13 protein-coding genes and 1 pseudogene are annotated in these 14271 nt (G+C 63.1%); 1 reads left to right on the top strand and 13 read right to left on the bottom strand.

All coding sequences use genetic code 11. The features are described from left to right. Positions 1 to 139: 139 nt before the first annotated feature. The 4 genes from accC to ACESMT_RS02375 all read right to left on the bottom strand — a co-directional run bounded on the left by accC (position 140) and on the right by ACESMT_RS02375 (position 3424). Positions 140 to 1489, bottom strand: coding sequence for an acetyl-CoA carboxylase biotin carboxylase subunit (accC, locus tag ACESMT_RS02390; protein WP_372824885.1), 1350 nt, complete (start codon positions 1487 to 1489; stop codon positions 140 to 142). Positions 1490 to 1496: 7 nt separating this feature from the next. Further along, a complete protein-coding gene (gene accB, locus ACESMT_RS02385; RefSeq protein WP_372824883.1) occupies positions 1497 to 1940 on the bottom strand; it encodes an acetyl-CoA carboxylase biotin carboxyl carrier protein in 444 nt (147 codons plus the stop codon). Between the two features lie 336 nt (positions 1941 to 2276). Further along, positions 2277 to 2819, bottom strand: a complete 543-nt coding sequence (locus ACESMT_RS02380) for a TlpA family protein disulfide reductase (protein ID WP_372824881.1) — start codon at positions 2817 to 2819, stop codon at positions 2277 to 2279. Continuing rightward, on the bottom strand, positions 2816 to 3424 hold the full coding sequence (locus tag ACESMT_RS02375) for a hypothetical protein (RefSeq protein WP_372824879.1): 609 nt from the start codon (positions 3422 to 3424) through the stop codon (positions 2816 to 2818). Before ACESMT_RS02375 ends, ACESMT_RS02380 begins: the two co-directional genes overlap by 4 nt. 410 nt (positions 3425 to 3834) lie before the next feature. On the opposite strand from ACESMT_RS02375, the gene mpl reads away from it, so the two are divergent. Then, positions 3835 to 5259 carry a UDP-N-acetylmuramate:L-alanyl-gamma-D-glutamyl-meso-diaminopimelate ligase gene (gene mpl / locus ACESMT_RS02370; protein WP_372824877.1) on the top strand — a complete coding sequence of 475 codons (1425 nt, stop codon included), beginning with the start codon at positions 3835 to 3837 and terminating at the stop codon, positions 5257 to 5259. A 70-nt stretch (positions 5260 to 5329) separates the two neighbouring features. On the opposite strand, the gene ACESMT_RS02365 is transcribed toward mpl, so the two are convergent. The 9 genes and pseudogenes from ACESMT_RS02365 to ACESMT_RS02325 form a co-directional block, all read right to left on the bottom strand. Further along, a complete protein-coding gene (locus ACESMT_RS02365; protein WP_372825007.1) occupies positions 5330 to 5641 on the bottom strand; it encodes a hypothetical protein in 312 nt (103 codons plus the stop codon). 93 nt (positions 5642 to 5734) lie between these two features. After that, complete coding sequence (locus tag ACESMT_RS02360) at positions 5735 to 6757, bottom strand: hypothetical protein (RefSeq protein WP_372824875.1); 1023 nt, start codon at positions 6755 to 6757, stop codon at positions 5735 to 5737. 139 nt (positions 6758 to 6896) lie between these two features. After that, on the bottom strand, positions 6897 to 8021 hold the full coding sequence (locus ACESMT_RS02355; protein WP_372824873.1) for a 3-deoxy-7-phosphoheptulonate synthase: 1125 nt from the start codon (positions 8019 to 8021) through the stop codon (positions 6897 to 6899). 602 nt (positions 8022 to 8623) lie between these two features. Beyond that, positions 8624 to 9190: a hypothetical protein gene (locus ACESMT_RS02350; RefSeq protein ID WP_372824871.1), complete on the bottom strand. Its 567-nt coding sequence runs from the start codon at positions 9188 to 9190 to the stop codon at positions 8624 to 8626. A gap of 11 nt (positions 9191 to 9201) precedes the next feature. Then, complete coding sequence (gene tldD, locus ACESMT_RS02345) at positions 9202 to 10734, bottom strand: metalloprotease TldD (protein WP_372824869.1); 1533 nt, start codon at positions 10732 to 10734, stop codon at positions 9202 to 9204. Between the two features lie 119 nt (positions 10735 to 10853). Then, on the bottom strand, positions 10854 to 11723 hold the full coding sequence (locus ACESMT_RS02340; protein WP_372824867.1) for an NAD(P)-dependent oxidoreductase: 870 nt from the start codon (positions 11721 to 11723) through the stop codon (positions 10854 to 10856). A 142-nt stretch (positions 11724 to 11865) separates the two neighbouring features. Then, a complete protein-coding gene (rodA, locus tag ACESMT_RS02335; RefSeq protein WP_372824865.1) occupies positions 11866 to 13020 on the bottom strand; it encodes a rod shape-determining protein RodA in 1155 nt (384 codons plus the stop codon). A 107-nt stretch (positions 13021 to 13127) separates the two neighbouring features. Continuing rightward, on the bottom strand, positions 13128 to 13754 hold the full coding sequence (gene pth, locus ACESMT_RS02330) for an aminoacyl-tRNA hydrolase (RefSeq protein ID WP_372824863.1): 627 nt from the start codon (positions 13752 to 13754) through the stop codon (positions 13128 to 13130). Positions 13755 to 13899: 145 nt separating this feature from the next. After that, a pseudogene (locus ACESMT_RS02325) lies at positions 13900 to 14271 on the bottom strand (50S ribosomal protein L25); the annotation flags it as partial.

Raw genomic sequence — 14271 nt, 5'->3', positions numbered from 1 at the left:
CGCAGCGCCCCCTCGGGGCTGGAGCCTGCGGCTCCAAAGCTGCCGGCGCAGCTTTGGACAGGCGACAGAAGCGAGGCCTCCGGCGAGCGGCGGCCTGCAAGGTGCAGGGAGGGACACGCAGTGCGCGAGCGTGGGGGCTTCATCTAGACCGCTTGGACAACCACTCTTCAAGGTAGTGAATGTTGGTGCCGCCGTCCATGAACTTGGCGTCCACCATCAACTCGCGGTGCAGCGGGATGTTGGTGTTGATGCCTTCGACCACGGTTTCGGCCAGTGCTGTACGCATACGGGCCAGCGCCTGCTCGCGCGTATCGCCGTGCACGATGATCTTGCCGATCATCGAGTCGTAGTTGGGCGGCACGAAATAATTGGTATAGATGTGCGAGTCCACACGCACCCCCGGCCCGCCCGGCATGTGCCAGGTGGTGATGCGCCCCGGCGAGGGCACGAACTTGTAGGGGTCTTCGGCATTGATGCGGCACTCGATCGCATGCCCTTTGATCTGGATGTCGCGCTGGACGAAAGGCAGCTTTTCGTTGGCCGCCACCATGATCTGGGTCCTGACGATGTCCACCCCCGTGATCCATTCGGTCACCGGGTGTTCGACCTGCACGCGCGTGTTCATCTCGATGAAATAGAACTCCCCGTTCTCAAACAGGAACTCGAAGGTGCCCGCGCCGCGGTAGCCAATTTTTTTGACGGCCGCCACGCAGCGCTCACCGATGCGCTCGATCAGTTTGCGCGGAATGCCGGGTGCCGGGCCTTCTTCGATGACTTTCTGATGGCGGCGCTGCATGGAGCAATCGCGCTCGCCCAGCCAGACTGCGTTTTTGTGCTGATCGGCCAGGATCTGGATTTCAATGTGCCGTGGGTTCTGCAGGAATTTCTCCATGTAGACCTCGGGGTTGCCGAAGGCTGCGCCGGCTTCGGCCTTGGTGGTCTGCACCGCGTGCAGCAGCGCTGCTTCGGTGTGCACCACCCGCATGCCGCGGCCGCCGCCGCCGCCGGCCGCCTTGATGATGACCGGGTAGCCGACCTGCTTGGCGGTGCGCTTGATGACGACCGCGTCGTCCGGCAGGGCGCCTTCGGAGCCGGGCACGCAGGGCACACCGGCCTTGATCATGGTCTGCTTGGCTGAGACCTTGTCGCCCATGATGCGGATTGACTCAGGTGTCGGACCGATGAACTTGAAGCCGCTTTTTTCCACGCGCTCGGCAAAATCGGCGTTTTCGCTCAGAAAACCGTAGCCGGGGTGGATGGCCTCGGCGTCAGTGACTTCGGCGGCCGAGATGATGGCCGGCATGTTGAGGTAGCTCAGTCCCGACGGCGCCGGGCCGATGCAAACCGACTCATCGGCAAGCTTGATGTATTTGGCTTCGCGGTCGGCCTCCGAATAGACCATCACGGCCTTGACCCCGAGCTCGCGGCAGGCGCGCTGGATGCGGAGGGCGATTTCGCCCCGGTTGGCAATCAGTATCTTTTTGAACATGCGGCGATCACTCGATCATGAAGAGCGGCTGTCCGTATTCAACCGCTTGGCCGTTCTCGCACAGGATGCGGGTGATGGTGCCGGACTTATCCGCTTCGATTTCATTGAGGATCTTCATGGCTTCGATGATGCAGATGGTCTCGCCTTCCCTGACCTGGCTGCCGACCTCGACAAAAGCCTTGGCGCCCGGACTGGCCGAGCGGTAAAAAGTGCCCACCATGGGTGACTTGACGGCATGGCCAGCTGGCGCGGCAGCGGCCTCGATCGGGGCAGCGGCGGGATGGCCGGAAACGGGCGCAGCAACGGCATGCATAACCGGTTGCTGCATGACCATGGGTGCGCCACCAGACTTGACGATGCGCACCTTGCCTTCGGCTTCGGTGATTTCGAGTTCTGACACATTGGACTCTGAAACAAGGTCGATCAGGGTCTTGAGTTTTCTTAAATCCATGGGAGCTCCAACGACGGATGGTCCTGCAGGTGCAGGCAGAGCTGATTGGCAGCTAAGCTCTGCTTTTTACACCTTTTGGCACCTAAAAATCACTAAATTTACTAAATCAGTTACAAGTTTAGTTACAAGTCTGATGGGAAAAGGCGAAGTCTAACCCATTCAGGAGCTGTTTCATGAAAAAGAGGATGACCCACGTGTCTGCCAAAGAAGCCCACATTGATCGAGCCGAAAATTTCTGATTTCCTATGGCTTACTTCCGTCAATTTTCTTTAATATGATTCTTATTATTGACAAGTGCTGCCAATTTCTAATAAATCGGCAATAAGTGATTGCTCGTCAGGCGAGTTGCGCCCATTGTTCAAGGTCTTGCGGGGAAACCTGCCCACTCTTGCGGTGCAGCAGCCGGCCGTCCGCGCCAAACACCACCGTGAAGGGCAGGCCGCCCGCGAGATTGCCCAAGGACTTGCTCAGCTCCGTCCCCTGCAGCCCGGCCATGGCCACCGGAAAACCCAGTGGCTTGCGCTGCAGCCAGGCGCGAACAGCGCTGGGCTGGTCCACGGCCAAGCCCAGCACCTGCCAGTTTCTGGACTGGTGCTCGCGGTAAAAGCGGTCAAGCAAGGGGAGCTCTTCGACACACGGCGGGCACCAGGTGGCCCAGAAGTTGAGCAGCAGGGGTTTGCCGGCAAACCCCGCCATGGGCAGTGGCGTGCCCTCGGGCGTGTCAAAACTTTGTTGCCAGAATGTATTGATCGCAGCGCCGGACCCGGCGAGACCCTGTGCCGTGGTACCGCTGTCATGGGGGCGAATTTGCCACCAGGCTACCCCAGCACCAGTCATCGCTGCAGCGGCGCCTGCGTAAATCAGTTGTCTGCGTTTCAAGAAGGGGACTCCGGCTGGGAAAGCAGCAATTTTTGCACGTCGGCCAGGTCCCCGCGTGGTTTGCGGCCTTTGTCGTCGGCCCGCAAGGCACCGCGCAGGTCGTCGTGGTCGTACACCATCAGGTGCACGCCGACGGGCTCGTTCAAGCCCTGGCAAAAACTGCTCAGGCTCAGCGCTTCAACCCGTTCCCCGGTGAAGCCGGTCACGGTACGCGGTTCATAGTCGACGTTGTGGTCGATCAGGGCGATTTCGGCCGACTTGGGATCGTCGCAAAACAGCTGGATATAGAGGTCGGACAGGCGTGTGGCCGTGCCATGCCAGACGGCGCCGCCCAGATAGGGGCGAAACACCGCCATGCGCGCCATCCATGTCACGGCCAGTTCACGCAGGGCCGCCAGCTCGGCGGGCTGGGTGTCGGCGCAAAACAGCGCAATGTACTCGCGCACAGCGTCTTCCACCTCGGCGTTGCCCGGCAGTTCGGTGCGGCCCGGCAAGGCCATCTGTTTGACTGCGCGGTGTTTGGCCGGGCCGTACTCCAGCCCTTCCTCCACGATCAGGGCGGCGGCGGCGGCGGCGATTTCCAGCTTCAGGGTGTGTGGATTCACGTGCTTGCTCAGTTTGACTTGCTTGTTCTGTAGAGGTGGCGAGTCGGCTGGATAGAAGATGGACCCGCCGGCTGACCCTGAAGTTGCGGGCGGATGCCAGCGGGTACTGTTGTGCTACAAAAGCAATAGCAGATTACGCATGAAGGGTAAGGGCTGGAGCTCATTTTCATCACTATTGGTGGCTTGCGGGCACGGCGGTCGGTCATCGGCGGCTTTGCGCCCCCAGTGGTCACCAGGAGCCTGTCAGACTTGGGAATCGTCGGCTGCAAATCGACCGCAGCGGTCCATTTTTCACCGTCTTTTTGTCCCGTAGCTGGGCTATGGGTCTGCAAATCCGGCAAAAACTGTCCTCGCTGGGCCCGATTTTCGCTCTCGACGCCCCAAGTCCGACAGGCTCCTAGAATACCCGCATGCACATACATATTCTGGGAATCTGCGGCACCTTCATGGGCGGCCTGGCGGCGCTGGCGCGCGAAGCAGGGCATACCGTGACGGGCTGTGACACCGGCGTTTACCCACCCATGAGTGACCAGCTGCGCGGGCTCGGCATTGAACTGGTCGAAGGTTACGGCGCCGGGCAACTGGCGTTCAAGCCAGATGCGTTTGTGGTGGGCAACGTGGTCTCGCGCGCGCGCGACGCCGCCGGCCAGCCGAAATTCCCGCTGATGGAAGCGATTCTTGACGCCGGCCTGCCCTACGCCAGCGGCCCGCAATGGCTGTCCGGCCATGTGCTCCACCATCCCACGCACCACGCGACCGGCCCGCGCCACGTGCTGGCAGTGGCTGGCACCCACGGCAAGACCACCACGACTTCCATGTTGGCCTGGATTCTGGAGTGCGCCGGCCTGGAACCGGGTTTTCTGGTCGGCGGCGTGCCGCTGAACTTTGGCGTGTCGGCCCGGCTGGGCGCCGGCAACACCTTTGTGATCGAGGCCGATGAATACGACACCGCGTTTTTCGACAAGCGCAGCAAGTTCGTGCATTACCGTCCGCGCACCGCGCTGCTGAACAATCTGGAGTTTGACCACGCCGACATTTTTGACGACCTGGCCGCCATTGAGCGGCAGTTCCATCACCTGGTGCGCACTGTGCCCGGTTCGGGCCGTATCGTCGTCAATGCGGGGGAGGAGAGTCTGGCGCGGGTGCTCGCTCAGGGCTTTTGGAGTGAGCGTGTACTCTTTGGAAAAGCTATGTCAAAAGGCTTTTCAGCCCGCGGGGAGCCGCACGCTTTTGAAGTGCTAAAGGATGGCCAGCCGCTGGCACGGGTCGAATGGGCCATCTGTGGCCTGCACAACCAGCTCAACGCGCTGGCGGCCATTGCTGCCGCCGAACATGTGGGCGTGGCGCCAGCCCTGGCCGCGCAGGCCCTGGCCAGCTTCGAAAACGTCAAGCGCCGCATGGAAGTGCGCGGTGTGGTGCCACGCGGCGGCGGCGCCATCACCGTTTACGACGACTTTGCCCACCACCCGACAGCCATCCACACCACCATCGACGGCCTGCGCCGTCAGCTCAATGCCGCTGGCAAGCAGGGTGAACGCATCCTGGCGATCTTCGAGCCGCGCAGCAACACCATGAAGCTGGGCACCATGACCGCGCAGCTGCCCTGGAGCCTGGAGCGGGCCGACCTGGCGTTTTGCCACGCGGGCGGTCTCGACTGGGACGCCCGCGCCGCGCTGGCACCGATGGGCGAACGCGCGCAGGTGGGCGACAACCTCGATACTTTGCTGGCTCAGGTGCAGGCAGCGACCCGCCCCGGCGATCATTTGCTGTGCATGAGCAACGGTGGCTTTGGCGGCATCCACGCGCGGCTGCTGGAAGCACTCCAGGCCGCATGATTTGCTCCTGATTCAATAGCCGCCTGCGACCGACCTACAAGGGCTGGAGGCCGAAATAGCTTGGAGAATGTTAGTAACTGATGCTCATGGCCGCCACGTCAATGTGAACCACGGGTTTGGCCAACGCCGCGCTGGCGGCGCGGGCAAAGGCCTGGGCCCAGGCCACGTCGGTAAACCGCTGTGGGCCTGCGGCCTGCGCGACCACCAGCACCTTGTCGGCGGTCAGCAGCTTGCCGGTGGGCCGCAGCGGCTCACAGCCCAATTGCGCAAACTGATCGTCCAGCCAGACGCGGGCCAGGTCGTGCGGCAGGGGTTGCACCTCATTGAGATCCAGCCGCACGGACGGGCAGTTGTGAAACAGGACAGTGACTTCGCTGCGCATGGCAATCCTTGGCATCTGGACGGACGGTTTGAACGTTGTCAAGCTTGAGCGCGCGAGTGCTGGCTGGCAATCGGCTGAAACCCGGAATGCGCTTTATTTGCGCCGCAACTGCGCAGGCACCGTCAAATCCTTGGGGGCGCGCGGCCGTGGCGGGGTGGCGGAGCCAGGTGCGACGGCCTGTGAAGGTTGGCCAGCGACCGGCGGGGCTGGTGCGGCCTCCTGGCTGCCAAAGCTGCCGGTTCCGGCCTTGTCGGGCGTGGTGGTGACCGACCCGGCGAAGTACAGGCTGGCCAGGTCGCGCGAGAGCCGCACTTCGCTCAGGCCGGTGGACTGCTGCAGGGTAAGAAACGTACTGGCACCCCGCGAAAGCTCCCTGAGAAGCACCAGCTGCGAGTCGCGCAGCCAGCGCAGGGGCACGTCTGGCGCGTGGCGGAAATACACCGGCTTGCTGCGGTAGCGCGGGGGCAACACCTCGCGTCGGGTGCGCTGCGCATAAATCCAGCGCAGCTGCGAGAGGCTGTTGGGCAGGAAATGCTCCGGAATGGTACGGGCCGCGAGGGGGCGTCGGTCCCAGCGGGCCAGTTCGAAGTCAAGCGGGTCGGCGCTGGGCGAAATGCCAATACGCCACTCGTGAAAATCCATCACCGCCAGCAATTTTCCCTTGTGGCTGATCTGGTAGATGCCCGGCAAGAGCTGGCTTTCACGTGCAATCAGTTGCCCGCCCAGCACGAACTGGCAGCATAGCGAGCGCAAGTGGACCTCGAGCTGCTGCAGCAATGTGTGAAGGCTGGTGGCCGAGCCCGGGTCAAAGGTGTACCTCGGATCGAGGTCGCTGGATGCCAGGGGCAGCGAGAACGCAATCGGACGGTCGATTTCCGCGAGGTTGAGCTGCAGCGCGCGTTCGGTCGGGCGGCCAGGCAGGATCTTCAGGGTGTCGTCGCTGAGTGGGCGGCTTTTCCCGCCGCTGACCAGCCAGGCATCTGCTTCTGCAAACGCGCCGCTCTGCCAGGCCGCCAGCCCCTTGGGCAATTGCGCCAGCAAGCCATCCAGATGGTTACCCTGGTCAGGTGTAAAACCGGCCAGGCCCAACCAGAGAACGGGCTGCTCAAGAGACATGGGTCTTTCGTGGACAAAAGAAGGCGACGCCAGAGGCCGCCAGGTTGCAACAATACGTAACTGCACTTTACTCCGTTTTGGATAGCCTCGCCCCCTCTAAATAGAGGAGACGGGTGCGTGCTTTACTGAGCTGTGCTGTTTAGCGGGCGCGCCGGGTTTTCACCGCTTCCGACAACACGTCGAGAAGCGCGATCGAGTCGTCCCAGCCCAGGCAGGCATCGGTGATGCTTTGCCCGTAGTCGAGCGCTTTGGCGTCGTCCTTGCCGGGCGTGAATTTCTGCGCGCCCGGTTTCAGATGGCTTTCGACCATCAGGCCAAACACCTGATGCGAGCCGCCTGCCACTTGCGTGGCAATTTCGCGCGCCACCTCGCGCTGCTTTTCGTGCTGCTTGGAGCTGTTCGCATGGCTGCAATCGACCATCAGCGTGGCTGGCAGTTTCGAGGCTTCCAGCTCCTTGCAGGCCGCGGCGACGCTGGCAGCGTCGTAGTTGGGCGCCTTGCCGCCGCGCAGGATCACATGACAGTCCTTGTTGCCGTTGGTCTGCACAATCGCGACCTGGCCGTTCTTGTGCACCGACAGAAAGTGGTGGCCGCGTGCCGCCGCCTGGATGGCGTCGGTGGCAATGCGGATGTTGCCGTCGGTGCCGTTCTTGAAACCAATCGGCGCCGACAGGCCCGAGGCCAGCTCGCGATGGACCTGGCTTTCGGTGGTGCGTGCGCCAATCGCGCCCCAGGAGATCAGGTCGCCGATGTACTGCGGCGAGATCACGTCGAGGAATTCGCTGCCAGCCGGCAGCCCCAGCCGGTTGATGTCGATCAGCAACTGACGCGCGATGCGCAGGCCTTCGTCAATGCAGAAGGTTTCGTCGAGGTAGGGGTCGTTGATCAGGCCCTTCCAGCCGACCGTGGTGCGCGGTTTTTCGAAGTAGACACGCATCACGATTTCCAGCGTGCCTGTGTATTTTTTGCGCTGCTCGGCCAGGCGGCGCGCATACTCCAGCGCGGCCATCGGGTCATGGATCGAGCAGGGGCCGATCACCAGCAGCAGCCGGTCGTCCTTGCCAGCCATGATGTTGTGAATCGACTTGCGGGTTTGCGTGATCAGGGACTCCACGGGAGTGCCGCTGATCGGGAAGAAACGGATCAAATGCTCGGGCGGTGGCAACACAGTGATGTCCTTGATGCGTTCGTCGTCTGTCTGGCTGGTTTTGTCGACAGGGCTCGCATACCAGGCATCGCTGGTTGAGGTGGCTTTGGCATTCATGACTGGCTTCCTTTTAGAACTTCAACGGATCAATGGGGGCAAATGGCGCGGCAAAAAAAAACCGCCGGGGGTCCAGCGGTTTTCAAGAATCTGTTGCGTTTTTATCTGCTTACGCGAGAGTCTCTCTACCGCCGGAGGCGCTTGAGAACCAAAAGTAAGCAAAATAGGATTTCGCGAAAGACATGACAGGAATGTAGCACAGCCCGGCGCATGGCTCAATTTGGCCGGCGCAGTAAGGGGCACCCTCGGAGCATCCTTCGACAGGCTCAGGACAAACGCATTCCAGCAACCGTGGGTGGAGCACTCTCTTTTCAAGCAGGGGCCGCGGATCTGGCTTTGCCAGTCCGCAGGCGCAGCGCCCCCTCGGGGGGCAGAGAGCTACGCGTAGCGAGCGAACGTGGGGGCTGTCCAGCTACGGCCGCGGAGCTGGCTTTGCCAGTCCGCAGGCGCAGCGCCCCCTCGGGGGGCAGAGAGCTGCGCGTAGCGAGCGAACGTGGGGGCTGTCCAGCTACGGCCGCGGATCTGGCTTTGCCTGTCCGCAGGCGCAGCGGCCCCTCGGGGGGCAGGGAGTTATGCGAAGCGAACGACCGTGGGGGCAATACCTACCCACGCAGCCGTCCCCACCAGCTTCTGGCGCGCTCCAGCCGCGTTTTATCGAAGACGGCCGCCGTGGGCGGCCCCCCTTCGCGGCCAGCCAGTTGCTCATACATGTCGATCAGCAGCATACCCTCGCCCAGCGTTCGCCAGGCGATCAGCTCGAAGTCCTCGAAGCTGATGCCCTGCGCTGGCGAGGCATCCGCCATGGTTGGCGGCAGCAGCCACTGGCCGATCAACACGCGAAAGTTGTTCAGAGCCGCCAGGTAGGCCGCGTATTCGTAGAGGCCGCGCCAGGCTGGGGTCAGGCCGATGACCAGCGCGCGGTGTTCACGCAGCGTAGTCATCAGGTCGATCAGTGGTGCGGCAGCATCGGCCGGCCCGGGCGAGAGTTTGAGCTGCGACAGGACCGCTTCGATGCTGATCGCCAGGCCGCCCATGCCGTCGGCCAGCTGCAGCGACTCCTCGTCGGCCATGGCCGAGCGCAGAAAGTGGCTGAGCTCGCCAAAACTCTGGATGCTGGGAAGGTGGGTGGACGGGTCAATCGCCAGCGGAGGACTCGGCGCAGGGCTCATGGGCAAGCGCCTCAGGCGGTACCGCCCACGGTCAGGCCGTCAATGCGCAGGGTCGGCTGGCCAACACCCACGGGCACGCTCTGGCCTTCCTTGCCGCAGGTGCCGACGCCGCTGTCGAGCTGCATGTCATTGGCGATCATGGTCACACGGGTCAGCGCGTCCGGGCCGTTACCGACAATGGTGGCACCCTTGACCGGGTACAAAATTTTGCCGTTTTCGACCCAGAAGGCTTCGCTGGCCGAGAACACAAACTTGCCCGAGGTGATGTCGACCTGCCCACCACCAAAGTTGGTGGCATACAGGCCTTTCTTGATGCTCGCGACTATTTCTTCCGGTGCCTTGTCGCCACCCAGCATGTAGGTGTTGGTCATGCGCGGCATGGGCACGTGGGCATAACTTTCGCGCCGGCCGTTGCCGGTGGGCTTGACGCCGGACAGGCGTGCGTTGAGCGAGTCCTGGATGTAGCCCTTCAGGATGCCGTCTTCAATCAGCACATTGCGCTGGCTGGCGTTGCCTTCGTCATCGACATTGAGCGATCCGCGGCGGTCGGCAATCGTGCCGTCGTCCAGCACGGTGACGCCTTTGGCAGCCACGCGTTCGCCGATGCGGCCCGAAAACGCGCTGGAGCCCTTGCGGTTGAAGTCGCCTTCCAGGCCGTGGCCGATGGCTTCGTGCAGCAGGATGCCGGGCCAGCCGGGGCCGAGCACCACGGTCATTTCGCCGGCCGGGGCTGGCCGTGCTTCGAGGTTGGACAGGGCGGCTGTCACGGCGTCATTGACGTATTCGTTGATCTGCGCGTCGTCAAAATAGGCCAGACCAAAGCGGCCGCCACCGCCGCCAGAGCCCATCTCGCGGCGGTTGACACCCGCCACTTTTTTCTCGGCAATCACTGTGACGGACAGGCGCACCAGCGGCCGCACGTCGGCGGCCAGCGTGCCGTCGGCGCGCGCCACCATGACCACGTCGTATTCGGCGGCCAGCCCGGCCATCACTTGCACAATGCGTGGGTCCCGGGCCTTGGCGAGCTTTTCCACTTTTTCAAGCAGCTTGACCTTGGACGTGCTGTCCAGCGTCGTGATCGGGTCCATGTCCTGGTACAGCGAGCGGCCGGGCGCGACTTTGCGCGATGGCACTTTCACGCGTCCGGTGCGGGTCGCGGCTGAAATGGTCCGCACGGTACGCGCGGCGTCGAGCAGCGAGGCTTCGGAAATGTCGTCGGAATAGGCAAAAGCGGTTTTTTCGCCGCTGACGGCGCGTACACCCACACCCTGGTCGATGCTGAAGGAGCCGGTCTTGACGATGCCTTCTTCCAGGCTCCAGCCTTCGCTGCGGGTGTACTGGAAATACAGGTCCGCGTCGTCCACGCCCGAGGAGGTGATCTCACCCAGCGCCCGGCCCAAGTGCGCCTCGGTCAACCCGAACGGCGCGAGCAGCAGCTTTTGCGCAATTGCCAGCCGCCCCGACGTGGCGTCGGAGCTGGGGCGGGCCGTGGATGCGGCAGCTGGCTTGCGGGCAGAGGACGGCGAGGATTTGAGTGAGGTCATGCGGTCATTGTAGGCAGTCTGTCCGTGGCCTCGTTGCTGCAAGGCTTCTGCCATCCCTGAGCGTGCCGACTGCAAAAAATACGGCCGTTTCGCTGCCTGCTGGCCCTGGCTGAGCCCTCTTAACGGCCAGCCAGGTATTTGAAGATCGCCGCGTCGTCCAGTCCGGCCATGCCCGCCTGATGGGCATCGACAAAAACCTGGCTGGCACGCGCGCCCAGCGGACCGTCAAAACCGGCGGCGCGGGCGGCCTCCAGCGCCAGCCGGGTGTCTTTTTCGAGCAGCGTCACATGCGCACGCGGCGCGTAGTCGCCAGCGATGGCGCGGCGCATGCGGTCCGAGCCTATCCAGCTCTGGCCGCTGGACTGCTCGATCACGTCCAGCGTGCGGCCTGCGTCCAGGCCCAGGCGTGTCGCCAGGGCCAGCACCTCGGCGGCGCCGACCAGGTTGATGCCTGCCAACAGGTTGTTGACCAGCTTGGTGCGGGCACCATCGCCCGGGGTGTCGCTGATGCGAAAGATGTTGCCCGACAGGGCGTGCAGCAGTCCGGCCTGCTGGTCGTACACCGGGTCGGCGCAAGCAAGCATCAGGCTCATGGAACCATCGAGCGCGCGGGCTGGCCCGCCCGACATGGGCGCATCCACGGTGAACACGCCCAATGCGGCGAGCCGGCGGGCAAAAGACTCCACATCCAGCGGCGAGATCGTGGGGCATAGCAACACCGTGTGGCCCGGCTGCAGCATGCGGTGCAGGCCGTGCTCGCCAAACAGCACCGTTTCAGTTTGCGCGGCATCCACCACGCAAACGATAAACGCTACTGAATTAATAGCTGCTTGGGCAGGTATCGAAAGGGCTACAGCCCCTTTTGATGCCAAGCTGTGAACCCGCGCCGGATCGATGTCGCAGACCTCGACTACCCAGCCTCGCTCCAGCAGGTTGGCGGCCATGGCGCCGCCCATGTTGCCTGCGCCAATCAGCGTGACCGGATTCATGGCCTCAGAAATCCGGGCGCATTACCGACACCAACTTTGGACGCCTCGCCTGCACCATCAGTATGCATACATCCAGGTTTCGGCGTCCCCGCAGTCCTTCGCCTTGTCGATCCCCGCTTTGCGGGGCCCCTCGCCACTGGGCTCATGACTGCACCAGCCGCTTTGCCTTGGAAATCGACATCAATATGCCCAGCGCCAGGCCCAGCGTCACCATGGCGGTTCCGCCGTAACTGATGAAGGGCAGGGGCACGCCGACCACGGGCAGGATGCCGCTGACCATGCCCATGTTGACGAAGGCGTAGGTGAAAAAAATCATGGTGATCGCTCCGGCGAGCAGGCGCGAAAACAGCGTGGGTGCCTCCAGCGCAATCGCCAGCCCGCGAAAAATCAGGAAAATGAAGGCCGCGATCAGCATGAGGTTGCCGACCAGCCCGAACTCCTCGGAATACGCCGCAAAGATGAAGTCGGTGGTGCGCTCGGGAATGAATTCCAGATGGGTTTGCGTGCCCTGCATGAAGCCCTTGCCCAGCACCCCGCCCGAGCCGATGGCGATCATGCCCTGGATGATGTGAAAGCCCTTGCCCAGAGGATCGCGCGTCGGGTCGAGCAGGGTGCAGATGCGCTGCTGTTGGTAGTCGTGCAACACCGGCCAGCGCATGCCGTCGGCGCACAAGCGTGGTTCGAACCAGATCAGCAGGCAGATGCCGATCAGGCCCAGCAGCACGGGCGGGAGAATCAGCTTCCAGCTCAGCCCGGCAAAAAAAATTACCGCCAGTCCGGCTGCAAGCACCAGCAGCGAGGTGCCCAGGTCGGGCTGCTTCATGATCAGGCCGACCGGGATGATCAGCAGCAGGCTGGCCACCAGGAAATCAAGCGGGCGCAGCTGGCCCTCGCGTTTCTGGAACCACCAGGCCAGCATCAGTGGCATGGCGATCTTCAGGATCTCGCTGGGCTGGATCACGATGCCCAGGTTGATCCAGCGTTTGGCCCCTTTTTTGGTGATGCCGAAAATCGCCACCGCCACCAGCAGGGCCACACCCGCGACGTACAGGGGCACGGCAAAAGCCATCAGGCGCTGCGGCGGAACCTGGGCCACCACAAACATGATGAAGCCGGCGATCAGCATGTTGCGGCCATGGTCGACAAAACGGCTCCCGTGATCAAAACCCGACGAGTACATGATCAACAGCCCGGCGCCCGCCAGCAGAAAAACGGCAAACGCCAGCAAGCCGTCAAAGCCCTGGAGCATCGGGGCGGCGCGTTGAAAAATGGAGGGTTTGTCGAAAACGGCGGACATGGGGTGGGATTATCTTCCAGCCAGGGGACCTGGCAACGATTCGCCGCTTTCCGGCCGGCCTTTTCCCTGGCGCTGGCACGTGGTGCCGCCGGATGCGCGCGGGCGCATCAGTCGTTCCCGGACGTATCCGCCGGCGGCTGGCGCGGTGGTTTGGGCCGTGGCGGCGCGCTGGTGTGAATCAGCATCGTGGCTTTTTCCATCTCGCCAGCCAGCAGCGCGGGCACGGCCTTGAGCGAGCGGGCGATGCTGTCTTCGATCGCAACGCGGTGTTCCTGCGAGGGCTTTTTCAGCACCCAGTTGATGACTTCGGCCTTCACGCCTGGATGGCCGACGCCTATGCGCAGGCGCCAGTAGTCGCCAGTGCCCAATTGCGCGTGGATATCGCGCAGGCCGTTGTGGCCGGCATGGCTGCCCCCGAACTTGAGCTTGGCCTGGCCAGGGACGATGTCGAGTTCGTCGTGGGCCACCAGGATTTCGTCGGCATTGAGCTTGAAAAACCGCGCCAACGCGGCGACCGACTTGCCGGACACATTCATGAAGGTCAGGGGTTCGAGCAGCCAGACGGTTTGCCCGCCGACGGTCGTGCGGGCAACGCGGCCATGGTAGTTTTTGTCCAGCACGGGAGACACCTTGAGTTCGCGTGCCAGCGCGTCGGTCCACCAGAAACCGGCGTTGTGGCGGGTGGCTTCGTACTCGGGGCCCGGGTTGCCCAAGCCAACAAAAAGTTTGATCATGCGGTAGGTAAGGGGTGAAACAGCGGTTCGGCCCGCCACCGGGATTATCGGGGCAGGGCCAGGCTCATCCCAAGAAAAACGGCCCTTGACCTCCGGGGAGGGCAAGGGCCGCGGGCCTGGTCAGGCCCATGCCAGTGGCTTCGAATTACTTCTTGGCAGCAGGCTTGGCCGCATCGGCCTTGACGCCAGCCTTGGCTTCCTTGGCGGCAGCGGCTTTGGCAGCCTTGGGGTCCACAGGCGCTGCTGCAGCAGCAGCTGCGGCCGCATCGGCCTCGGCTTCGTCCGAAACCGACGACACGGACACCAGCACCGGGTTTTCCTGGCCCTTAACCAGGAACTTCACACCCTTGGGCAGGGTGATGTCTTTCAGGTGCAGCGGGCTGCCTTTTTTCAGGGCGCTCAGATCAACGGCGATGAACTCTGGCAGGTCCTTGGGCAGGCAGGAAATACTCAGTTCGGTCATCACGTGGTTGACCAGGCAGTTCTCGGCCTTGACGGCAGGAGACTCTTCCTCGCC

It is taken from the genome of Polaromonas sp. (assembly GCF_041689105.1).
In the GTDB taxonomy this organism is placed as follows: Bacteria; Pseudomonadota; Gammaproteobacteria; order Burkholderiales; family Burkholderiaceae_C; genus Polaromonas.
This window is presented reverse-complemented; position numbering and strand designations above follow the sequence as displayed.